The organism is Acetatifactor aquisgranensis (assembly GCF_943193215.1).
Lineage (GTDB): Bacteria > Bacillota > Clostridia > Lachnospirales > Lachnospiraceae > Acetatifactor > Acetatifactor aquisgranensis.
Genome location: NZ_CALPDH010000018.1, coordinates 101,442 through 122,854, shown reverse-complemented (window position 1 = coordinate 122,854; position 21,413 = coordinate 101,442). Strand labels below are relative to the sequence as shown.

Genomic DNA, 21,413 nt, shown 5'->3' with positions numbered 1-21,413 from the left:
TTAATAATGTACGTTCTTTTTGCTGATCAACAGGTTGATGCAGGTAATCGTAAGAACGATGGCGAACAGGATGATGGCAGCCGCCGAAGCATAGGACGGATAGCCGCCGCTGTCCCCATACAGCATATCGTAGACATAGCCCACAATCGTGTTCATCCCCGCCCCATTCAGGTCAGTGCCGAACAGCGCCACCGCGTCGCTGTATGCCTTAAAGGCCCCGATAAAGCCTGTAATGACCAGATAGAATATCATCGGCGAGATTATCGGCAGCGTGATGCGCCTGAAAATCCGGAATTTTGAAGTGCCGTCCACTCTGGCCGCCTTGTAATAGTCCTGGTTCACGGAGGAAAGGGCGCTGGTCAGGATCAGAATCTTAAAGGGCATGACCACCCAGATGGTATAAAAGCACAGCACGAACATCTTTGCCCAATAGGGGCCGTCAATGAAGTCCACGGATTCTCCGCCGAACCACTGGATGAGCAGATTGACCAGTCCGTCAGAATAAGGGGTCTTTTTGAACAGAATCATGAATACCAGCCCCACCGCCAGCGTATTGGTCACATAGGGGAGGAAATAAATGGTCTGCAGGAGATTGCGCAGAGGCCCTATGGAATTCAGCCCCACGGAAATCAGTAAAGCGATTCCCGTGGACAAAGGCACTGTGATGATGACCAGCAGAAAGGTATTCTTCAATGCCTGCAGGAAATACGGGTCATGGAGGACATAGGAATAATTGTATGTCCCGGTGCCCAGATAGGTCTGGGACGCCGAATTGTAGCCCTCCTCAAAGGAATAGACAAATACGTCTATCAATGGATACACCATAAAGACCCCAAGAAAAAGAATGGCAGGCAGCAGATACAGCCACCCCTTAAGGCTGCCGAAGCCGGATTTCCACGAAACGCCCTGGAAAGCTCTTCTTCCATGGAGTGCTCCTCTTCCATTGTCTCCCCGGACTTTTCGCGCCTTTGCGGCATCGTCAGGACGCGACTCTTTCATCTTCTCATTGCTCATGTTCATGCTCCTCGTCTACTACTGTAATATTGAATACTCTTCACTCAATGAATATTCTCTATTCATTGGTGACCCGCTCACCAGCGGAGGATTCCCGAGGCATCATACCAAGTTTCATCGCTCGCGAGTATAGATTACGCTTTCATGTCAACCCGGATTCTCTCTCCCGTCTTTTTATCAAAGAGAATTACCTTGTCCGGCTTCAAATCGAACCTGACCTGCCCCGCGTCTGCGGAAATCTCCGCCAGATTCTCAGCTCCCACAATCGCCCGGATTGTCGGGTTCAGGGAAGCCTTGTGGGCAAAGACTACACTGATGTCGCGCCCCATCACTTCTACACCGTTCAAATCGCAGCAGAAAGCCCCGTCTTTCCGCAGCAGAAAGCCCTCCGGCCTGATTCCCGCACAAACAGCGCCCTGCATCGCTCCCCTGACCGGCAGGACAGCGTCCGGGCCTAAGTATAATCTGCCGTCCCTCACCTGTCCCTCAAAGACATTGATGGGCGGGGTTCCCAGGAATTTCGCCACGAACAGGTTCGCGGGATTATCATAGACCTCCTGAGGCCTGCCAATCTGCTGAACCGCTCCGTCTTTCATGACTACGATCATGTCAGAAATGCTCATGGCCTCCTCCTGGTCGTGGGTCACGAAAATCGTGGTAATCTGCGTCTCTTTCTGGATTCTCCTGATTTCCTCCCGGGTCTGGAGCCGGAGCCTGGCGTCCAGATTGGACAGGGGCTCGTCCAGAAGAAGCACCCTGGGCCGCTTCACCAGGGCCCTGGCAATCGCCACGCGCTGCTGCTGGCCGCCGGAAAGTTCTCCAGGCTTGCGCTCCATCAGCTCGTCAATCTGCACCAGCTTCGCCGCCTCCATTGCCTTTTCCAGCATTTCGCCTTTAGAAAGCTTCTCCTTTCCTTTCAGGTTCTCCAGCGGAAAGAGGATGTTCTGCTTTACGGTCAGATGCGGATAGAGAGCATAATTCTGGAACACCAGGCCGATGCCCCTGTGCTCCGGAGCAAGCCTGGTCACATCATCCTCCCCGAAGAAAATCTGGCCGTCCGTGGGCTTTTCCAGGCCGCTTATCAGGTTCAGCGTGGTGCTCTTGCCGCATCCCGAAGGCCCCAGCAGGCCAATCAGCTTGCCGTCCGGAATCTCGAAATCGAAATTGTCCACGGCAACTACATCCTTTTTGTTCTTTTTGTCACGGCTTGGAAACTTTTTTGTCAGATTGCGCAATACTACTTTCATAGCATGTCTCCCTCCTACATGTCAGATGATAGGGCATTCGTCAGCTTTCCACAAAAAGCAATGTTCTTAGTCCGGGTCAGCTGATGGACAGCCTCTTCATATCTGTCAAATCTTTCACCACTTCGCCCGCGAGGATAAGCCCTGCCACGGACGGCACGAAAGCCACGCTCCCGGGGATGCTCCGGCGCACCGCGTCTCTTTCGGACAGTTCCGGGGAAACGTCCTCTCTGTCTCTGGCGTTCTCTGCGCTGCCCTGGGGGTTATGCTTTTGCTGTCCGCTTTCGTGTCTATCGCTGTTTGGGCCGTTTTCCTCCTGCCCATCCGCTGTCCCCGCTGCATGGGGGCGGAGGGGCATTTCTTCCGAATATACCACTTTCAGCCTTTCCACGCCCCGCTTCTTCAGTTCCCGGCGCATGACTTTCGCCAGGGGACAGACTTTCGTCTCATAGATATCCGCCACCCGGAAAGCGGTGGCGTCCAGTTTGTTCCCGGCTCCCATGCTGCTGATGATGGGGATGTTGCCTGCCTGCGCGCGCATGACCAGCGCAATCTTGGCCGTCACGGTATCCACGGCATCCACCACATAATCGTATTCTTCAAAGGGAAACGTATCTGCATTTTCCGGCAGGAAGAAGCAATCATGTACCCTGACGTCCGCCTCCGGATTAATCTCCAGAATGCGTTCCCGCATCACTTCCACCTTGCAGCGTCCGATGGTCTGCCTGGTAGCGATAATCTGACGGTTCAGGTTCGTAAGGTTTACCTTGTCATTATCCACCAGGTCAAAAGCCCCGATGCCGCTCCTGGCAAGAGCCTCGCACACATATCCGCCCACGCCGCCTACCCCGAACACGGCCACGCGGGATCTCTCCAGGCGCTCCATCGCCTCTCTTCCCAGCAACAGCGCGGTTCTTGAAAACTGCTCCTGCATCTTCCGCTCCATTCCCGACCCTGCCATGACCCTGGACAGAATCGTGCTATCGTTTTTCCTTTTTTAGAATACATTCCATTCACATCAAACACATACTCATACATGTGTTTCGTTGCAAAAACAAAACAAATCTATCACAAATAGCTCATACGCAATGCCCTATATAATAGAATCCGTGACACTCATCTAAGGACACAGGAACGATTTTCCCGATCAGGGAAGCGTCTCCGGGCACATGGACAATCGTGTTGTTGGAAAGCCTGGCGGTGACCAGAGAGGCGTCGCTCTCATTCACCTCCTCGATCAGCGCCTCCATGACCCGGCCCTGGTATTTCGCTATCTGCTCCCTGGCCGTGTCCTGTACCACTTTCAGAAGCCTGTCGAAACCCTCTTTCACCTGCTCTGCCGGAACCTGGTTCTCCATGGCAGCCGCGGGCGTGCCGGTGCGTTTGGAATAAATGAAGGTAAAGGCATTGTCGTACTTCACCCGGCGCACCATGTCGATGGTCTCCTCCAGATCCTCCGGGGTCTCTCCCGGGAAGCCCACGATGATGTCCGTGGTGATGGCGATGTCAGGGATTTCCCGGCGGATGCGGTCAGCCAGCTCTATGTACTGTTCTCTCGTATAGCGTCGGTTCATCTGCTGCAGAATCCGCGTGGAGCCGGACTGTAGGGGCAGATGCAAGTGGCGGCAGATTTTCTTCGACTGCTTCATGACCGCAATCAGGTCGTCCGACAGATCCTTAGGGTGGGAAGTCATGAAGCGGATGCGCTGCAGCCCCTCTATCTTCTCCACCTCCTGCAAAAGCTGCGCAAAGGTGATGGGCTCGTCCAGATTCTTTCCATAGGAATTCACGTTCTGGCCCAACAGCATGACCTCCACCACGCCGTCCGCCACCAGTCTCTCTATCTCCCGGATGATTTCCCGGGGCTCCCGGCTGCGCTCCCGGCCCCTCACGTAGGGCACGATGCAGTAGCTGCAGAAGTTGTTGCAGCCGAACATGATGTTGATGCCGGACTTGAAGGGATATTTACGTTCTACCGGCAAGTCTTCTACGATTCTGTCCGTATCTTCCCAGATGTCAATCAGCATGCCCTCTGTCTCAAAGGAGGTATAGAGGAGTTCAGCAAATTTATAGATATTGTGGGTACCGAAAATCAGGTCGATAAATGGGTAGCTTTTCTTCAGTTTTTCGATAACCGTGGGTTCCTGCATCATGCAGCCGCAGAGGGCCACTTTCATCTGCGGGTTGGACTTTTTGTATCGGTTCAGCAGGCCCAGCCTGCCGTAGACACGCTGGTTGGCATTGTCCCGGACGGTGCAGGTGTTGTAGATGACGAAGTCTGCCTGCTCGCTCTCCGTGCTCTGGTAGCCCACTGTCTCCAGGATGCCGGACAGCTTCTCTGAGTCCCGGGCGTTCATCTGGCACCCCATGCACACCGAACACGCATATAACGGACGCCCTAATTCCTCCGACTTCTTTTTTACGATTTCCCGGCATTTCTTTATAAAATAATATTGCCGCTGCGGTTCTCTTTCCGGCGGCGGAAGCGTCAAATCCTGCGCGTCTATCAACATTTTTATATCATCATTGTAACTCATGCTTGAACCCTCTTTCTTAAAATACATTCCCGCCCATTATATCACACCGAAGAACGAAAAGCGACTGTTTTTTTGACAGTCGCCCTTTGTTCGTGATATTTTCTTCGACCAAAAGAAAGTAAATTGATAGTTACGCGCCCGCGCCTTTTGCGGACTGGATCCCCTTTTCTTCTCAGGATGTTTTTTTCAGAAATTCGCCGCTTGAAAATCCCGTGTATTGTGTACCGTCCATTGTGAACTGAATGTAAAGCCATTTCACGCCGCCGTACACGCTATAATATCCGTAACACTGAACCTCTGTCCCTTTCGGAATCAGGCACAACGCCTTTTTATTTTTCCCGGCGTCATTCCTGCAGTACAGATCCGCCGTCGTGATGTATGTTCCGGCGATCGCCTTGTCCGCGTGTGACGCGTAGCAACTGGATATTACTTTCCGTGCGATCGGCTGCGTCTGATCGACGGAATTATCATTGTCGGCTTTCGCCGCTCCGCCGTTCACAATGCGGTTGATCTCCGCCTGAACGACGTCATAATCATACCCCGCCGCTTCCATGTTCCGCTTCCGCTCCGCTCCGTTTCCCCACTGTCCGGCGATCGCTTCGTGCGCGATTTCCGAAACGCTTTTCCCGCCTGTCCTTTCAGGCTCCGCGACCGCGCCGTCGTCATACTTCGGCGTGATAAACCCGCGTATATATCGACCGTTCAGGGAAATTGTACGCTTTTTAACGGCGTTCCCGTAATTCCCTTCGGTAACGACCATATAACCGGAATCCCGGTTCACATATGTAACAGTCCCGACGTGATCCGGGTTCCCGGTATTATCTCCGGTTCCGCTGTCCTGCCAGTCATAAAGAATAGCGTCGCCCGGCTCCGGGATATAGTCGTCGTTTTCCTGCCATACGCCCATTTTTTTAGCCGCTTCGATCAGATAATAACAACTGATTTCGATCGGCATGATTGCAAGGTAATTCAATTTGACCGCCAACGCCGACCAAGTACACGCACACCACGCCCACCCGTACATCATTTTAGTTTTTCGCGGAAGTTTGTCTGCCGGAAGCGTGTTGTATATGTCTATGATCGACTTGTGGGATCCGTCCGATTCCTTTTTCCCTACCCAACTATTAACCAGATTAACGACGCTTTGTCTGCTATACATTGTTCCGTTTCCCTCCTGATTCTTTTTCAGGCGTTTGTCCCATTCTGTCAGGTTATGCGCCCGGACAACATTCATATTATTTTCTACATACCCGGACGAAGTGGCATAAGACGCCGCTTTCAGTTCTTTCAGGTATTCTTCCGGCGTGTCCTGCTGCCTGACCGCCTTATAACGCGGATATTCCAGAAAATCATAATATCCCCGGACGCCTGATTCTATGTCATCATACGCCCGGAAATTGTCGGCTATCTGCGTCAGGATTCCGGGCGTATATTCTTCATTTGTTCGCATATTTGCAAACGCTCCCGTCCATGATTTCCCGCATTTCAAGCCGAAATAATTATGATACTGCCACGCAAGGCGGGACAATCCATAACCCGATTCCAGACACGCCTGCGCGATTGCGGCGGAAACATTTTTATATCCACGTTCCGCCGCATATTTTACAATCAGCGGCGCGATCTTTTCGATGAACGCCGCCTGTTGTTCCCGTGTTGCCGCCATGCGTTACGCTTCCTTTCCGTCGTTCTCTGTGATCTCGACCGTCGTTTCCACGTTCGCGGAATCCGTCAGTCCTTCGCCGATGATGTACGCCACGACAGACGCGCCCGCCATGATAAGCGCCGTTACCTGTGTAGCCGTGTTTTCCGTCCCTCCCGTCGCTAAAATCATCATAGACACGAACGATCCTACCGCCGTCCATAATTTCCTGCTTGTCAGTTTCCTTTTCCAGTTGATTTCCTTCATTTTTCCTTTCCTCCTGTTCTTTAATGAAAAAATCCTGCCGCGATCGCCGTTCCGATTGCCCCGGCTACCGCGCCCAAAATTCCGCCTACCAGTGTTTCCCACCGCTTCCCCGGCTTTGATTCGATGTTTTCCAGACGTTCGCCCTGTTTGGATATTTCTTCCGTCATTTGCTGAATTGAAAGAGCGATCTTTTCAATCTGTAAAGCCAGTTTGTTAAATTCGTTTACCGATTCTTCGACGATCGCGATCCGCTTATTCTGACGGGCGTTTTCGTCCTTGATCCGCTCATTCTCTATATCCATGCGGCGGGCGAATTCCTCATGTTCCCGGCGTGTGATATAATCCTGATCCATGTGTCCGACCTCCTTTCTTTTCGCGGATTTTCTTTCATGCGCCCATGATACAAAACAAAACCCCGACGAAGTGACTAAATTCAGCCACCCCGCCGGGGATATTCAGGAAAAGATCCGGAAGCCGGATCCGCTTCCGGCAATTTTACGCGGCGTCCTCCGCCGCCAGTTCGTCCAGGACGTCCGCCACAACTTCCTGCAGATTGAACATTTTCGGAACCTGATCCCGTGTATATGTCCCGCCCTGAACCATTTTAACCCACAATTTAACAAGTCCGCTTTCTTTGTTGAATGTCATTTCCCGCGCCCTCCCTTACATCATAAGACTTGAAACGATGATCGTCAGTTCCGCGACGGACTGTTCCGCCGCCTGAAGCTGCGATCTCAAATTCCGGTTTTCAATTTCCTGCGGCGTCATTTCCCGGAACGCGAACCGGGTTCCCTCGTCCCACGGGTACGAACAGATCAACTTCATGTCATGGTACACTGTCCCGTTGATCGTAACCTCTGACAGATTTTCGTCCGTGAATGTCCCGTCAGGAACCGGATCCCCGCTTTCGTATGTCGTCCCGTTCAGAACCCCGTTTAATTCTGTGCCGTCTTTCAGCCGGATCGATACGTTCGGGAAAGTCGTATTGTTTGAATTCTCCCCGGTAGTTTTTGCCTTTCTTGCCATTGCTGCCGCTCCTTTCTTTTCTGATTTCCTCCGAAAACAGTTCGTGAAATAATTTATCCATGTTCCGCATTGTGCGGTATGAATCAAAATGTTTTATGTGTCCCCGCCATGAATTATAGGCTTGTCGGACGTCCGCGAATACAATTTCCCCGGCGTCCAGTTTCCGGCGCAACGCTTTTAATTTGCGCCGTTCCCGCGTGATTGTCCCGCGATCCGGACGCATGACGACGCGCCCGGTTCCTGTCAGGTGCGTTTTTGCTTTCAGGAACTTGAATTCGTCCGATAACTTGACGATCCGCGTCTTTTTCTCGTTTAACTCGATCCCGATATCCGCATACATCCGCCGGATCCGTTCCAGACATTCAACCAGATATTCCCGGCTTTCGTGTATCAGATAAAAGTCATCCATATAACGCCCGTAACCTTTGATCTTTAACTGTTCCTTGATATAGTGATCTATCCGGTTCGGATAAAACACGGCTGTCATTTGTGAAACCTGTGATCCTAACCCTAACGACTTAACGCCGAAGGCGTCGATAAAGTCCATTGTCAAATTCACGATATCAGGATCGTAACCGAATATCCTTGAATACTCCCGGAATACGACGTCGTGATCGACTGAATCGAAATAGGAATGTAGATCGCCCATAAGGATATAACCGTCGTTTGAACCGTGTTCCCGGTAGTATTTCCACAAGTGAACCTTTAGCCGCTTTAATGCGAAATGCGTTCCCCGGTCTTTCAGGGACGCCGCGTTGTCATAAATCAGTTTCGGGCGCAATACCGGAACCAGAATCAGATCGTTTTCCGCCCTGTGGACGACGCGTTCGTTTATGTGTATCGAACGGATATCCCGCCGTTTCCCGCGTTCGCATACTGTGAACTGGACGAATCCGTCCGACATTCTGTCCCGGCTTTCCAGTCTTTCCTTCGTGATCCGGATCCGCTCTATCCTATCCAGATAATAGGCTTGTGTCGAATATTTCCACATAACGCCCTGCATACATTTCTTTGCGGCGTCCATTAGCAGATCTGGATCGCATAAATCTTTATATGTCGGTAAATTATTCATATATCCTCATAAAACGCCCGCTTACAGTCCGACGAAGTGTGAATCTTTGAAGCACTCCCGGACGTCAGGCGATAAATTTCAGCGGTTCCCCGCTGCGGTCATGCGTTCCTATCGTTCTGCGTCAGGCGGATCCCTTTTTAATCATGCCCGCCATGCTGACGATATCTGGGCGACGCCGCCGTCGTTGGACGCGTTGTTGTTGTTGCTGTTGCCGTTGTTGTTGAAATTGCAAAAGTTCGTCGTGTTCGCGGCGGACGGATCGGCAGTCCAGTACCACATCCGGGCGGCTGTGCAACGCATAACCGAAAATATTATTGTTTCTTAGGTTTACGGCTTTTCCTTGCCTTTTCCTTTTCCAGACGCGACGCCTTTTTCTCTGGATGAAGGAATTCGTCGTAATCCCTGACCGTTGACTTTTTCCACCTATACAGATAATTCTTTGTTAGTTCCAACTGTTCGGAATACTCCATATAACGCGACAAGTCTATATTGAAAAATTCTTCAATGAAAAGAACTTCCTGCCGGATCCGCGCGATATCGCCGATCGCGTCATCCTCTAACAAAATCCGTTTTACGAATTCGTTCTGTGTCCGACATAAGATCTCGTTTGCTGCCGCAATGTTGGAAACCAGATCCGAAGAATAGCTGAATAAATTTCCCCTTACCTTTTCGATTATCCATTCGGGATATTCAGCCAGAAGCCGCGCCTTTTCTACCTCGTTTTGATATGCGTCGATCTTTGCGATCAGGCTTTTCAGTTCCGGGTACTTTTCCCGGACTTGCCGCCCGACGATCGCGTCGTACTTTTCGCGCTTCAGTCCGAAATTCCTCATTATCATTTGTGTTATGATATGCCGTAACTTTACCGCTTCCGCGAACGCGTCCAGTTTTGACGCCGTTTGTTTCCATGTCGGGACTGCCATTTTCTGAACCTCTTTTCTGTTTTAGTGTTTTGTCCCCGGTAGTATGCGCCGCCGCTGCCGGGCGGCGCGATTGCCGGATTATCTGTCTATGACAGAACGATAAGCGGGGCGACGCCGCCGTCGTAGGACGCGTCGTAGGCGCCGCTGGCGCCGTAGGTGTTGAAACCGCAAAAGTACGTCGTGTTCGCGGCGGACGGATCGGCAGTCCAGTACCACATCCGGGCGGCTTTACTCTTGTTAAATCCTGCCCCTTTCAGTAAATGCGCGTTTCCTCCGACAAAAAGCGGTAACTGATTGAACGCGCCGCCGTCCCACATATCCGCGAAGCCGTGGAATCCGACAAGTTCAGGATTCCCCGGAAGGAAAATCCGACGTGACGCCCACGCCCATGTACCCTTGTTATTTTCCAGACGCCGGATCGTTGTCATATACCCCTGAAGTTTTGTCGTGAACTTTTTCGCTTCCGTTTCCAGATTCGCGGGCATGAGCGACGCCGCATATCCCCCGGCGTTCGTGTTGGATGAATTGTATTTATAATATGTCTGTAAACAGTCGCGCGGGGAAACTACAATATGCGGCGCGGTCAATTCCGTATCGCCACAATGCAAATATGAATTCTTTCCCGTGACCTCAAAAAGAATTTTTTCGCCCGCCGTGTTCGTTTCGATGAAATAATCCCCGATCGCGAATTTGTCCCACGATCCCGCCTTAACAAGTGTCATCAGATCGTCGATATTCCATTCCGCGCCGAAATACCCGTATGAAGCCATTTGTTCGCGCTTCTGGATTGCGTAATCCGCCGCCAGAACCCCATGATCCGAAACCACTTTCAGGATCTTTTCGTTCATCGTGTAGGCAAGCAGGGCGGAAATAATTTCGTCGTGAAGCTGCTTTGTCGTTTCGTCCTCCGGGTTCTCCGGATCGAATTCCACCGCCGGGAATTCCTGAATCATGTTCGACTGCTTCGATTCCTCGATCTTTTTCAATGCGTCCTGCTGCCACTTGTTGATTTTTCCCGCGATAACCGGAATTGTATCATCCGGCGAAATTGTCGGGAATTCCTCTGTCTGTTCGACGATCTCCGGCGTGAGTATTGCCGCGCATATTTTTTCAAATAACGCCTGTTTCGTCCCGTCTGCCTGTTCCAGTGCGAAAACGTCGCTTTTGTTTATCTGCGCCGCCACTGTCAGATCAGAAAATTTTCTTTGTGCCATGTTTTTAACTCCTTCCTTTTTTCTTTTTATGCTAACAGTGACACGTTTCGGACGTTTTCAGCGTCCAGAACGCGATCAACTGATCGCCGTCCGTTGTTACCAGTTCGTCCCCGTCTGCTGTTACCAGATCCGCCGGGACTTCTCCTGAATATATGATGTTTTGAAGCGTTTCGATCTCATTCTGTAACGCCCCCGCCGGATCTGTCCCGAAAATGTCCTTGATCCCGTCGAACCAGTTCAGAAATTCATTCGTCCATTTCCCCGTATTATTCAGATACCAGTTATTGAACGCCTGTTCCTGATTCTGCCGCCACTGTGCAAAGGCGGACTGCTGCCCGCTGCTCCATTCCTCGAACCCTGATTCCTGTTCCGCGATCCAGTCCTCATATAATTCCTTCTGCTGTTCCGCGTATGTATTGAACGCCTGAACCATTAGATCGTACTGTTCCTGCGCCTGATCCTTGAATGACTGGATCGCGGCGATATAATCCTGATACTGATCCGAAATATTTTTCTTGTACGCCGTGAAATAGGCGTCAAATTGCGCCTGAATCTGTGTGAAGTCTATTTCTTTCACTGTCGCCGCCACCCATCCGCATACGGCGGCGTTCATGCGCGTGTCTGTGATCTCTGCCTGTGTGATCTTTACTGTTCCGGCGGCGATATATATATCCGCCAGTTTCAGATCGTAAACCGCCCCTTCCCTTGTCATCGCAGGGGCGACCGGGGACTTTGCGTTCCCTCCCTTTTCGATCACTAAATGGATCCGGCGTTCCGTATCATTCCGCCGCAGAATCACGCTGTCTATCCTGTCAAGCGTCCCGGACGCTATTTCCAGATCAAGCGTTGTCGGCGTCAGGAAATGCCTGTGTTTCCCGTTTATATAGCCATATCCCGCCGCAACTGTTACGGACATATTATCGTTTGCCGTGACTTGCATTTGACCGTTAAAAATGCCGTTTCGGAAGAACGGTCTAAGCCAGTCCCCCATTGAATCCGCGTCATAGTACCGATCGGAATCCGAATTCCAAAAATAATCATAACTTCTTTCTTTTGCCATTGTTGCCGCTCCTTTCCGCGCTTTTATTCGTCCCACTTTATTTTTTCAGGAAGCGGATCCCCGAATGTAGGGACGACGATCATTCCGCCGTATTCATAGACTTCTGACAATTCCGTGATCCTCTGGTTCATGTAAAGATTCCATTTTTTCTTCCTGACCGTCACAATATCCCCTAGATCATAATCTTCTTTATAAACAAAATTGATCGCCGCGTCCGTTTCACATTCCAGTGTTTCCGATACGATCGCTTCGTTCAATGCTTCCTGCGCCCTCTGTAATAATGCCGCCTTATATTGTGCCGCCGTCAGTCCGTCCGGGTTTATGTCCTTTGCGTCAACGAAAACTTCCCGTAAATCGTAGCCTTCGCCCCCTCCTAATTCGTAATATGTCCGGGCGTCGCCCTCCCCCTGACCTCCAACAATGGCGAATGTTTTCAAGTTTTGACTGTTCCGGCGATAGATCGCATTATTCAGGTTATTATAATTTTCAGAGAACACAACGCGGTTATTTGTATGTTGATTGAATGTCCTGTCTTTTCCCTGATATGTTTCAAATATAATCTTCCGCCGCTGAAAATCCGGGCGGAACCGGAACCCGATCGCGCCCGCCCTTGATAATTTACTTTCATACGTTAAAAGGTTTTTCATTGTGACCTGAAATTCCACTTTTTCCGAAAACCCGTTCAGGCTCCCCAACTCCACAAGCGGGATCGGGACGCTGCCGGAATATAACTGACGCATTGCGACTTCTGCCTTTCCTGAAAAATTGACCGTCTTTTTTATCAGGCGGCGATCCATGTATGACGACAGAAAACGCCCTTTTGCCGTGATCTCGTTTTTGATATCGCTTTCTTCTTTTTCGATATCCTCAATAATCCCGGCTTCGGCGGATCCTTTTTTCCCGATGATGTTTCCCTCCTGCAACAAATACAGATTTTCGTCCGTAATCGGGGCGTGAAGTTCAAACGTCCCCGGTTCGTAAAATTTCCGCGTCCATATTAGCGACGTCTGGTTTTCGATCTGTCCGCGCCTGAATAAATCCCGCCCGTAAATTCTGACTTCCATTCCCTCACGCTCCTATACTCCTAAATACCGGAACCGATACATAATAGTGACGTTCAGGTAATCGACGCCCTGATCCGCGTCATATATGAATGTATTCGATCCGTGTACTAACTGGATGAATTCGCTTTCTTCGTCCAGATATTCGTTTATCTTTTTTGTTTCTCCGTCTTTTATCAGATATACGTTTTTCTCATTCGTCCCCGTCGTGATCCTTACAATATCCCCCGTTTCCATATCGAACGGGAATTCCGGCGTCCCGATCTTGATGTGGATCTCCTGCTGCGCGTGATACAACGCCGGGTTCCTGACCGCTCCTATCGCTTCCATGATGACTTCGATCCCGATGTAGTCCGCCGCTGAATCGTTTTCTATATTTTTCACAAGTTCCGCGACGCGGACGCCGAATTCCTCCAGTTCGTCCGTGAATTCGTGTATGAACTCAAAACGCGGTTCCCACCCCGCCATAGTGACCGTTGTGTCCGCCGGATCCTTGAAAAACGGATCCGGGCATATTAGCGAAATGACCGTGTTCCTGCATACGCCTTTTTCGTCTATGTCGATATTCTCGACGATATAATCGATCTGCCGCTGTTCTTCGTTTTCCTCATAGTAGAACGTCCCCGGCGACTTTGGTTTGAATGACTTATACAGAAAATCGCGCCGCGCCTGATAGTCTGAATCAATTTCCGCCGTGATGACGATATTTCTTTGTTTCGTTGTGGATCCCTGATATGTGGATCCGTCCGTCATCGTGTTTTCGGACGTCACGACGTTGTTTGATACGGAATAGATCCCGTCGCATGATATCAGGAAAAATTCGGCGTCGTCCTCATAACTGAATTCGATCTGAACGTCATCTTCATTTTTACAGATAATTTTCTTTGACATATCATTGTCCCCCCTGCAACCGAAGAACCATGTTCCGCGTCTGGTTCCGTGTCTGCCGCGCTACCTCATACGCCGATAGCGGCTTCGGACTTTCGATCTTGATATTCTGGATGTAATCGCCGCCGCGCTTCCCTGTGTCTTTGTCCTGGACTGCTGCCGTCGCCCGCGCGATAGCGTCGTCAATATACCCTTCTGTCCGTTTATAGAATATGTCAAGCGGCAGGATCGCTTCGTCCCCGGCTTCCCCTCCGCCTTGCAGCTTTCCGCCTAACATTCCGAATATCGTCGGATTTTTCATAATGCCGCCGATCGCGTTCCATGATATCGACGGAACCGGGACTTTGATCGTCACGCCCGCGATCGTCTTTTCCGTTTCTCCCCATGATACCGACAACTTCGGGATATGGATCGACTTTATCGCATTTGCGAACGAATTCATTATCCGGGATCCGGCGTCCGCCAGACTGAACCCGTCGAAAACGCCCTTGATCTTGTCAATTACGTTTGTCTGGAACCATGAACCGATATTCTTAAATATCCCCGTCACGCTGTCATATGCCGCCTGAAACTTCTGTCTGAACCATTCCGCCACGTTTGAAAATACGTTCTTGATATCCGTCCACCGGGCGGAAAACCACTGTCCGATCGACTTAAACGCGTTCGTGACGTTCGTGTATGCGTTTTGGAACATTGTCTGAAACCATGTCGCGACTGCTGCCAGTGCGTTCTTGATATCCGTCCAACGCGCCCCGAACCACTGTCCGATCCCCTTAAATACGTTCACGACGTTGTTATATGCGTTCTGGAACATCGTCAGGAACCACGAAGCCACGGTTGACAATGCGTTCTTGATATCCGTCCACCGGGCGGAAAACCACTGTCCGATCGACTTAAACGCGTTCGTGACGTTCGTGTATGCGTTTTGGAACATTGTCTGAAACCACGTCGCGACTGCTGCCAGTGCGTTCTTGATATCCGTCCAACGCGCCCCGAACCATTGTCCGATTCCCTTAAATACATTCGTGACGGCTGTGTATGCTTCCGTGAACCTGTCGGAAAACCACTGTCCGACGCCCTGAAAAATTGAAACGATCCCGTTCCAGATATCCGAAAAAATTTTCTTGATATCGACGCCGAACCCCTCGAAATACCCGACTATAAAATTAACCCACGCCGAAATGATATTTTTCACGAAGTCGATCACATTTTGAAGGGCGGCTTCTATGTAGCCGAAAAATCCGTCGAAATCGCCGTGTAGCAGCGCGAAAACTGCCGAAATAATATTCGTTACGAACTCGACGACGTTTGTTATCGCCGCAATTATCGGGGCGGCTGCGTTTATGACGCCGTTCACGATCGCCATGATCCGCGTCAAAATAAATTCAAATATCGGTTTTAAGGCGGTCATCAATTTTTGAAATGCTTCTTTTAATTTTTCCAGAAGCGGCTTTACCTTGACGACCATATCCTGAAACGCTTTTTTGACTTTTTCGACGGCGGCGTTTACTTTTTCCCGGAATTCGTCATTTGTTTTATACAGATAAACGAACCCCGCCGCCAGTGCCGCCAGTGCCGCGATCACGATCCCGACCGGGGACGCAATCGCCGACAATGCACCGGACAGTCCGCCCATTTTTGAGATCAGACCGCCGACTTTCGTTATCATCCCGCCGATCCCTGACGTCAGTTTCCCGACGCCTGAAATTATTTTCCCGCCGATCAGAAGCGCGGGGGCGACTGCTGCCACAACCGCCGCGATCCTGACGATCATTTGTTTCTGTGAATCGTCCAGATTCTTAAACCACGTCGTCGCGTCCTTTATTTTCTGTGTAAACTGCTGAAAATACGGCATAACCATTTGAAGGATCGTCTGCCCTAAATCGATCCCGGCGTTCTTGATTTCATTCAGCGCGATTTTTGCCTGATTCGACGTCGTGTCAAGTTTTGCGAACGCTTCGTCCGTTGCCCCGGCGGAATCCCCCATTTTTTCCACGGCGTCGTTTAATTTTGTTGCATTATCCCATAGTACAGTTGCGGCTTTTCCTGCTTCGGCGGATCCAAACATATTTCCGATCGTTGTCCCTGATTCATACGCCTGTTCATCCAGAATTGACAGAACGTCTGTCAGGCTCCAACCCTGTTCCATAGCTTCCGCCATAGTCAAGCCGCCTTCCTTGATATGTTCCGTCCCTGCTGCGAACGCTTTAGCGGCGGCGGTTCCCTGTTTCCCTAATTCGTTCAACATGGAATTCATATATGTTGTCGATTCCGCCGTCGCTATGCCGTTTGACGTCATAACAGCGTACATTCCCGCCAGATTTTCGATCGAAACGCCGTTCGCCTTTGCTGTCGGAATAACTTTACCCATTGAAGCCGCCAACTGATCGACCGTCGTTTTTCCTAAATTCTGTGTATTTATCAGGACGTCAGAAACATGTCCGACCTGATCCGCTTCCAGTCCGTAAGCGTTCATTGCCGTTGTCAGGATATCCAACGCCGCGCCGGAATCCGTGAATCCTGCCTTCGCTAATCTTGTCGCGTTTGAAACGAAGTTCACGGCGTCCCCGGTTTTTTGCCCGGCGGAAATTGCGTCATAAACATTATCAGCAATTTCAGACGCGGAAATTCCCGTCTGGTCTGATAATTCCATGATCTGATCCTGCAATTCCTGAAGCGGGACGCCTGTTTCCTCCGACGTGTCGGCGATTGTTGACAGTTTCGCGATCGCGTCCTCAAAATTTACTGCCGCCGCCACTGACGCCGTACCAATTCCCGTTATTGCCGTTGTGACTGGCAGCAAAGACTTTCCCGCCGACTGCATACCGTCCCCGACTTTAGTTATCTTGTCGCCGACGTCGGATATCTTTTTCCCCACGTCCTGAATCGCTTCGCCCGCCCGCTTGAATCCGTCCTGTGTTTCCTGTAATTGATTTTCTAAATTTTTCAGTTCTGTTTCTGTCTTTGTGATCTCTGTCTGCAGGGCGCGATACTGGTTTTCGTCCATTTCTCCGCGCGCAAAAGCCGCAGCCGCCTGTTCCTGTGCCGTTTTCAGCGTCTGCAACTTTTCCTTTGTCGTTTCTATGGACTTTGAAAGAATTTCCTGTTTTTGTGCCAGTAATTCCGTATTTTTGGGATCCAGTTTCAACGCCTGATTTACGGCTTTTAACTGATTCTGAAGCGTCTTTGACGTGCTGTTTATTCCCCGCAACGCCTTGTCAAGTTTCGTCGTTTCTCCGCCGATCTCGATTGTGATCCCTTTTATGTTTCCTGCTGCCATATTATCGCCCCTGTTCTATTTCTTGCCGAATTTCTCCCGCAGACGCGCCCGATCCGGCTTTGTCTGCTTGTAATAATAGGCGTTTTCTAAATATTTCCGCCCTTCCTCCGTCTGGTTCATACTGTGGATAAAGGCGTCGCGGAAATAATACAGATATTCGTCAATCTCCATTTCGCCGATCTCCCGGATATTTAACCCGGTATATTCGACGACCATTCTTTCCCCCGCGCTGTCCGGCGTATAGAATAATTTGTCGTCGCCGCTATGCCCCGGATAGTGCGGGATCTCTAATTTGGGTTATTCTGGATCCCGCCGACGAATTTTTCGTAATATTCCGCGATAAACGCCGTCATTTCCTCTATGTCGTAATCATCCGCGATCTGTTCCGCGCTGACTTTTGTTCTATTCAAATTATTAGACAGGCAGTCCGCCATAACGCCCGCCATAGTGTCGATCACGTCGCCGACGTCCGCGTTTTCGTCCTGCTGAAGCCTGTTCAATGCCTGGACTTTCCCGAATGTGTTCTTTGTCGGCATTTTTACCTGAAGGGCGGTTCCGTCTTTCAGTGTTACGTTGAAATATGTCCGTTTGATTTTGTTAAAATTAAAAGATAAGTTAGCCATGCTCTGATCCTTTCCCTTTCTTTTCCTGAATGAAATAATCCGGCGGCGGGCGTTTTTTAGTCCCGACCGCCGGATCGCTTTTTTGTCCTGCTGCCTGTTATGCGTTCGCCGTCGCCGCCGCTGTGATAATGACGTCCCCGGTTACGCTTTCGATCGTGACGGTTCCGTCTGTGCTGTTCCATGCCGTCGCCGTTACGTCCTGACCGTTCATTGTGACCGTCGGCGTCTGGATTGTGTGATCCGCTTCCGCCGTCAGTGTTGCCGCCAGTTTTTCGCCCGCTCCGATCGTCGTTCCTGTGAACGTGGAAGAAACCTTCGTCAAATTCTGTTCTACCTTGTACGTTTCCGGATCCGGATCGCCGTCCGCCAGAATTTCCTCAACGTAATTAACAAGCGTCCCTTCCTCGTCCAGATTCGGCATTGCCTTGAATTCCGCGTCAACGACCGTCGCGTCGGACGGTGCGAAGGATAATGTGAACCCTGCCTGATTCTGACCGACAATCATAACCCATATGTCGCCGTCCTCCGGGTCTACATGATGAAAACAGATAACGTATTTCGCGCCTTTCCTGTTTCCCACTCCGCCGATCTTTGTCTTGCGATACCTTCCGTCCTGTGATACGGAAACGCGGGCGGTATCACATAATTTTTCGATTGTGTCGCCGATCAGTGTCATCAGTCCCGCCTTCAGTGTTACATCCTCGGAAATGATGACCGTCTTTGACACTCTCCCCATATCGTCCTTCGCTTCCTGAATCTCGTTTGAGTATTCAAGCGTCGCGCCGTTTTTGATATAGGAATAACGGTTTGCGTCTGTGCAAAAGTCCTGCGGCTCCGGGATCTGCTGCCCTTTTTTGAATACTCCTAAATGGATATATCCGGATCCTAAAATAATTCTTTCAGGTGCCTTTTTTTCGTCCATTTTTCTTTGCTCCTTCCTGCCTTAAATTTTTTGAACGACGTTGAAATCATACGCCGTTTGATACATATTTTCCGACTGAATCGGTGCTGTCGTTTTGTGAAACTCAATGTCAAACAGGACTTCCCGTTCGATCCTCCGTTCCAGATCGTGATCCGGTTTCCTGTCTGTATAAAGTTCAATCGAACCGCTGATCTTTCGGATCGTGTTTCTTTCATCCGTCCCCGTCTGATCTTCCGAACAAAAATAAATCAGGAACGGCGGATCCGGCGCGGGATTCTTTTTTGTGTTCCGGAATTCATATTCCGCGATCGGCAGTCCTAGCGCGACCGCCCGTTCGATGATCCTTTCATACTTAACGCCCATTAGATACCCCCGTTCGCGCTCCTGACGGCTTTTTCGACCGCTTCGACCGCCAATTCCTCCGCCGCCTGTTCAGCGGGTAGAATATGCTCAAACGCCCGCGTCCTGCTGCCGTTCCGTGTGACGTGTCCTTTTTCCAGAAGGTGTGTCAGTTGATAATGTTTTCTATTGTGGACGGAATAACTTTCACTTTGCGCTACTGACGACACTTTCCGCGCCGATACGCTCCAATCGGGCGTATATTTCCCCGTCCTTTCTTTGTATGATCCGCCTTTTTTCAGCGCGTCCGCCGTCTTGTCGGCGACCTCTTTCAAATTCTGGTTGATCGCCTTTGTTACGTCCGCGCTGTATTCCTCCAACTGCCCCCGGATCGCTTCGGACAGTTGTTCCGGCTTTACATTAACGACCATGATTTCCCACCCGTTCCGCCGCGTATAGTTCGATCTTTCCGTCCGGTCTTGCCCCATACGTCCGATAAATTGTCAGACGCTTGTTTCCGTGTTGAAGTTCCGGCTGTTCGTCGTATTCCTCCGCCCATATTACGAACTGTTTCTGTGCCTTATAGCCATTAACACCCGCAGACTGGAATTCATCCCGCCCGATCGGGTTCATTTCCGCAAATACTACCGTCTTTTCGTCATCCTCCGGATCGTCGCCCGGATGAATCAATGTGATCTGACATTCAACCACTTTTCCGCGTCCTCCTTTTTCTGGTTCCGGGGGCGACGGTAAAATATTTACTGTCGCCCTTTACCTTTGTGACGTTCAAGTCATAAATACCCGATAAAATCGGATATGCGTTTGTGTCAATGGAGTAATTTGCTTTTACATATGACAGGACAGTTTCGACAATCATCGGATCCGACGGTTCCGACAACCAACTGTCGTGAACTCCGATTCGTTTCAGATCCGCGATCGCCGTATCTGCCACGCGGCGGACGTCCGCGTCCAGATCGTCCGATATTGCTTTTCTGACGCGAAGCCGCGCCGCCTGATACAATTCTTCGATCGTCATCAATTCCGCCCGCCTTTCTGGTTATTTACGCCTTTGCTGCCGCTTTCTTTACGCGGATAAATCCGTTCCATGCTGCCACGGAACCGCCCGCGAACATGGACGCCCTGAACGCCGTCTGTCCATTCTTAAACTTGTAATCATCAGAACGGCGGACATCGATATCGGAAAAGATCGCCAGTTCGTAATTCTGTAAATAGCCATATGCCATGACATACGCTTCCGCTGTCGTCTTGCTGTCCGAAATAGCGGCGCAAGCCGAATTGATAACAAAAGGAACGCCGTCGATCGTCCCGGTCTGCCCCCTGTTTACGATCGTGTAAACTTTCCGCCCCTGTTTGTCGCGCAATTTTGCGAACGCTTTTAAGTCCTGTTTGTTCAGGATCAGCGTCGCCACGCCCTCGACTTCCTCGTCGCCGCCGAACGAATAAATGATCTCGTCAAGTGTTCCGTCATCGATTGCCGCGATCGTTGTAATATCCGTCTCCGGATCGATAACGCGTTCGCTCTCCTTTGTCGGATTGAAAAAGATTCCTTTCAGGTTCGACGTCGAACCGTCGCCGATCAGGATCTGACGGGACAGGAAACGCCGGATCGCCTTGCTGACGGATCCTTCGATCACGGAATCATAATCCGCGTTCGGAAGTTTCTGCATTTCCTCTGGTTCCTCTGTGTATGCTGTGACTTTCTGTTTTTCGATTGTCACATAGCCGAAGGACGGTTCCACGTCGTTATATGCCGCCCCTTCTGCTGTCGCTCCCGCTCCGTCCGCGCCGTAATCCTTTACGAATCCGCGCTGATATGTTTCGCCGCCCTGAAGCGGAACTGCCTTGACCATATCGATCAGGGCGGAAACCGGGTTTACTGTCTGGTTTAAGTCCGGCGCGGTATGTACGACCGGGGCGGTCTGTTCAACTGACAAGGACGCTTTAACGCTCGGCGTTGCAATACGCGCAGAAAATCTAACGCCCGCGCCGTCTTTTAATGCCTTTCCGCGCTTGTCGTATGCCTTGACCGGGGCGTCGGACTGTTCGTCCTTTTCTCCCTGATTCGGTTCCGGATCCTCCGCGCTGTCCGCGAATCCCTGAAGCTGTTCGCGTTTCTTTGCCTGATCCAGAACGTCCCGGATATCCTGCGCTTCGGTCAACAGTGCGTCCAGAACTTCCCCTTCCGCTGTCTTTGCGGACGCGCCGATCTCTTTCAGGCGCGCGTTCAACTGGTCTTTCGTGAGTTTTAAAAGTTCATCGTGTTTCATGGTTTTTGTTCTCCTT

The 21,413-nt window shown here is 50.7% G+C and carries 24 protein-coding genes; all 24 read right to left on the bottom strand.

The features are described from left to right. The gene (locus tag NFS35_RS16390; protein ID WP_251208202.1) at positions 1–1,014 is read right to left on the bottom strand and encodes a carbohydrate ABC transporter permease; all 1,014 of its coding nucleotides are present in this window, start codon (positions 1,012–1,014) and stop codon (positions 1–3) included. 134 nt (positions 1,015–1,148) lie between these two features. Continuing rightward, positions 1,149–2,261, bottom strand: a complete 1,113-nt coding sequence (locus tag NFS35_RS16385) for an ABC transporter ATP-binding protein (RefSeq protein ID WP_251208201.1) — start codon at positions 2,259–2,261, stop codon at positions 1,149–1,151. A gap of 76 nt (positions 2,262–2,337) precedes the next feature. Further along, positions 2,338–3,192, bottom strand: a complete 855-nt coding sequence (locus tag NFS35_RS16380) for a tRNA threonylcarbamoyladenosine dehydratase (protein ID WP_251208210.1) — start codon at positions 3,190–3,192, stop codon at positions 2,338–2,340. Between the two features lie 145 nt (positions 3,193–3,337). Then, positions 3,338–4,795, bottom strand: coding sequence for a tRNA (N6-isopentenyl adenosine(37)-C2)-methylthiotransferase MiaB (gene miaB, locus NFS35_RS16375; RefSeq protein ID WP_251208200.1), 1,458 nt, complete (start codon positions 4,793–4,795; stop codon positions 3,338–3,340). 172 nt (positions 4,796–4,967) lie between these two features. Beyond that, entirely contained in the window at positions 4,968–6,458 is a 1,491-nt protein-coding gene (locus NFS35_RS16370; RefSeq protein WP_251208199.1) for a glucosaminidase domain-containing protein, read from the bottom strand. 3 nt (positions 6,459–6,461) lie between these two features. Continuing rightward, entirely contained in the window at positions 6,462–6,701 is a 240-nt protein-coding gene (locus NFS35_RS16365) for a hypothetical protein (protein ID WP_120410431.1), read from the bottom strand. 20 nt (positions 6,702–6,721) lie between these two features. Further along, positions 6,722–7,054, bottom strand: a complete 333-nt coding sequence (locus NFS35_RS16360; RefSeq protein ID WP_251208198.1) for a hypothetical protein — start codon at positions 7,052–7,054, stop codon at positions 6,722–6,724. A 142-nt stretch (positions 7,055–7,196) separates the two neighbouring features. Continuing rightward, complete coding sequence (locus NFS35_RS16355) at positions 7,197–7,349, bottom strand: hypothetical protein (protein WP_251208197.1); 153 nt, start codon at positions 7,347–7,349, stop codon at positions 7,197–7,199. A gap of 15 nt (positions 7,350–7,364) precedes the next feature. Beyond that, positions 7,365–7,526 carry a hypothetical protein gene (locus tag NFS35_RS16350; protein ID WP_251208196.1) on the bottom strand — a complete coding sequence of 54 codons (162 nt, stop codon included), beginning with the start codon at positions 7,524–7,526 and terminating at the stop codon, positions 7,365–7,367. Positions 7,527–7,587: 61 nt separating this feature from the next. Further along, entirely contained in the window at positions 7,588–8,718 is a 1,131-nt protein-coding gene (locus tag NFS35_RS16345; RefSeq protein ID WP_251208195.1) for an RNA-directed DNA polymerase, read from the bottom strand. Between the two features lie 392 nt (positions 8,719–9,110). Next, entirely contained in the window at positions 9,111–9,722 is a 612-nt protein-coding gene (locus tag NFS35_RS16340) for a hypothetical protein (protein WP_251208194.1), read from the bottom strand. 86 nt (positions 9,723–9,808) lie between these two features. Next, positions 9,809–10,936, bottom strand: coding sequence for a hypothetical protein (locus tag NFS35_RS16335; protein ID WP_251208193.1), 1,128 nt, complete (start codon positions 10,934–10,936; stop codon positions 9,809–9,811). A gap of 31 nt (positions 10,937–10,967) precedes the next feature. After that, positions 10,968–11,996 carry a hypothetical protein gene (locus NFS35_RS16330; protein WP_251208192.1) on the bottom strand — a complete coding sequence of 343 codons (1,029 nt, stop codon included), beginning with the start codon at positions 11,994–11,996 and terminating at the stop codon, positions 10,968–10,970. 23 nt (positions 11,997–12,019) lie between these two features. After that, the gene (locus NFS35_RS16325) at positions 12,020–13,060 is read right to left on the bottom strand and encodes a siphovirus ReqiPepy6 Gp37-like family protein (protein WP_251208191.1); all 1,041 of its coding nucleotides are present in this window, start codon (positions 13,058–13,060) and stop codon (positions 12,020–12,022) included. 12 nt (positions 13,061–13,072) lie between these two features. After that, positions 13,073–13,948: a phage tail domain-containing protein gene (locus NFS35_RS16320; RefSeq protein WP_251208190.1), complete on the bottom strand. Its 876-nt coding sequence runs from the start codon at positions 13,946–13,948 to the stop codon at positions 13,073–13,075. A gap of 1 nt (position 13,949) precedes the next feature. After that, positions 13,950–17,225, bottom strand: coding sequence for a phage tail tape measure protein (locus NFS35_RS16315; protein WP_251208189.1), 3,276 nt, complete (start codon positions 17,223–17,225; stop codon positions 13,950–13,952). Positions 17,226–17,240: 15 nt separating this feature from the next. After that, positions 17,241–17,441: a hypothetical protein gene (locus tag NFS35_RS16310; protein ID WP_251208188.1), complete on the bottom strand. Its 201-nt coding sequence runs from the start codon at positions 17,439–17,441 to the stop codon at positions 17,241–17,243. A gap of 71 nt (positions 17,442–17,512) precedes the next feature. Further along, positions 17,513–17,848, bottom strand: coding sequence for a hypothetical protein (locus NFS35_RS16305; RefSeq protein ID WP_251208187.1), 336 nt, complete (start codon positions 17,846–17,848; stop codon positions 17,513–17,515). 97 nt (positions 17,849–17,945) lie between these two features. Continuing rightward, positions 17,946–18,770, bottom strand: coding sequence for a hypothetical protein (locus NFS35_RS16300; RefSeq protein ID WP_251208186.1), 825 nt, complete (start codon positions 18,768–18,770; stop codon positions 17,946–17,948). Between the two features lie 21 nt (positions 18,771–18,791). Then, the gene (locus tag NFS35_RS16295; RefSeq protein WP_251208185.1) at positions 18,792–19,133 is read right to left on the bottom strand and encodes a hypothetical protein; all 342 of its coding nucleotides are present in this window, start codon (positions 19,131–19,133) and stop codon (positions 18,792–18,794) included. Further along, positions 19,133–19,540: an HK97 gp10 family phage protein gene (locus NFS35_RS16290; RefSeq protein ID WP_251208184.1), complete on the bottom strand. Its 408-nt coding sequence runs from the start codon at positions 19,538–19,540 to the stop codon at positions 19,133–19,135. Before NFS35_RS16290 ends, NFS35_RS16295 begins: the two co-directional genes overlap by 1 nt. Then, positions 19,530–19,820, bottom strand: coding sequence for a hypothetical protein (locus NFS35_RS16285; RefSeq protein WP_251208183.1), 291 nt, complete (start codon positions 19,818–19,820; stop codon positions 19,530–19,532). Before NFS35_RS16285 ends, NFS35_RS16290 begins: the two co-directional genes overlap by 11 nt. After that, on the bottom strand, positions 19,813–20,145 hold the full coding sequence (locus NFS35_RS16280; RefSeq protein WP_251208182.1) for a hypothetical protein: 333 nt from the start codon (positions 20,143–20,145) through the stop codon (positions 19,813–19,815). Before NFS35_RS16280 ends, NFS35_RS16285 begins: the two co-directional genes overlap by 8 nt. Before the next feature lie 25 nt (positions 20,146–20,170). Continuing rightward, positions 20,171–21,397 carry a phage major capsid protein gene (locus tag NFS35_RS16275; protein WP_251208181.1) on the bottom strand — a complete coding sequence of 409 codons (1,227 nt, stop codon included), beginning with the start codon at positions 21,395–21,397 and terminating at the stop codon, positions 20,171–20,173. Between the last annotated feature and the right edge of the window lie 16 nt (positions 21,398–21,413).

What these genes read in the sequence shown, in the direction of transcription:
- NFS35_RS16390 (WP_251208202.1), bottom strand. Translation starts at nt 1,014, where the DNA reads ATGAGCAATGAGAAGATGAAAGAGTCGCGTCCTGACGATGCCGCAAAG.
- NFS35_RS16385 (WP_251208201.1), bottom strand. Translation starts at nt 2,261, where the DNA reads ATGAAAGTAGTATTGCGCAATCTGACAAAAAAGTTTCCAAGCCGTGAC.
- NFS35_RS16380 (WP_251208210.1), bottom strand. Translation starts at nt 3,192, where the DNA reads ATGCAGGAGCAGTTTTCAAGAACCGCGCTGTTGCTGGGAAGAGAGGCG.
- miaB (WP_251208200.1), bottom strand. Translation starts at nt 4,795, where the DNA reads ATGAGTTACAATGATGATATAAAAATGTTGATAGACGCGCAGGATTTG.
- NFS35_RS16370 (WP_251208199.1), bottom strand. Translation starts at nt 6,458, where the DNA reads ATGGCGGCAACACGGGAACAACAGGCGGCGTTCATCGAAAAGATCGCG.
- NFS35_RS16365 (WP_120410431.1), bottom strand. Translation starts at nt 6,701, where the DNA reads ATGAAGGAAATCAACTGGAAAAGGAAACTGACAAGCAGGAAATTATGG.
- NFS35_RS16360 (WP_251208198.1), bottom strand. Translation starts at nt 7,054, where the DNA reads ATGGATCAGGATTATATCACACGCCGGGAACATGAGGAATTCGCCCGC.
- NFS35_RS16355 (WP_251208197.1), bottom strand. Translation starts at nt 7,349, where the DNA reads ATGACATTCAACAAAGAAAGCGGACTTGTTAAATTGTGGGTTAAAATG.
- NFS35_RS16350 (WP_251208196.1), bottom strand. Translation starts at nt 7,526, where the DNA reads ATGAAGTTGATCTGTTCGTACCCGTGGGACGAGGGAACCCGGTTCGCG.
- NFS35_RS16345 (WP_251208195.1), bottom strand. Translation starts at nt 8,718, where the DNA reads ATGTGGAAATATTCGACACAAGCCTATTATCTGGATAGGATAGAGCGG.
- NFS35_RS16340 (WP_251208194.1), bottom strand. Translation starts at nt 9,722, where the DNA reads ATGGCAGTCCCGACATGGAAACAAACGGCGTCAAAACTGGACGCGTTC.
- NFS35_RS16335 (WP_251208193.1), bottom strand. Translation starts at nt 10,936, where the DNA reads ATGGCACAAAGAAAATTTTCTGATCTGACAGTGGCGGCGCAGATAAAC.
- NFS35_RS16330 (WP_251208192.1), bottom strand. Translation starts at nt 11,996, where the DNA reads ATGGCAAAAGAAAGAAGTTATGATTATTTTTGGAATTCGGATTCCGAT.
- NFS35_RS16325 (WP_251208191.1), bottom strand. Translation starts at nt 13,060, where the DNA reads ATGGAAGTCAGAATTTACGGGCGGGATTTATTCAGGCGCGGACAGATC.
- NFS35_RS16320 (WP_251208190.1), bottom strand. Translation starts at nt 13,948, where the DNA reads ATGTCAAAGAAAATTATCTGTAAAAATGAAGATGACGTTCAGATCGAA.
- NFS35_RS16315 (WP_251208189.1), bottom strand. Translation starts at nt 17,225, where the DNA reads ATGGCAGCAGGAAACATAAAAGGGATCACAATCGAGATCGGCGGAGAA.
- NFS35_RS16310 (WP_251208188.1), bottom strand. Translation starts at nt 17,441, where the DNA reads ATGGTCGTCGAATATACCGGGTTAAATATCCGGGAGATCGGCGAAATG.
- NFS35_RS16305 (WP_251208187.1), bottom strand. Translation starts at nt 17,848, where the DNA reads ATGGCTAACTTATCTTTTAATTTTAACAAAATCAAACGGACATATTTC.
- NFS35_RS16300 (WP_251208186.1), bottom strand. Translation starts at nt 18,770, where the DNA reads ATGGACGAAAAAAAGGCACCTGAAAGAATTATTTTAGGATCCGGATAT.
- NFS35_RS16295 (WP_251208185.1), bottom strand. Translation starts at nt 19,133, where the DNA reads ATGGGCGTTAAGTATGAAAGGATCATCGAACGGGCGGTCGCGCTAGGA.
- NFS35_RS16290 (WP_251208184.1), bottom strand. Translation starts at nt 19,540, where the DNA reads ATGGTCGTTAATGTAAAGCCGGAACAACTGTCCGAAGCGATCCGGGGG.
- NFS35_RS16280 (WP_251208182.1), bottom strand. Translation starts at nt 20,145, where the DNA reads ATGACGATCGAAGAATTGTATCAGGCGGCGCGGCTTCGCGTCAGAAAA.
- NFS35_RS16275 (WP_251208181.1), bottom strand. Translation starts at nt 21,397, where the DNA reads ATGAAACACGATGAACTTTTAAAACTCACGAAAGACCAGTTGAACGCG.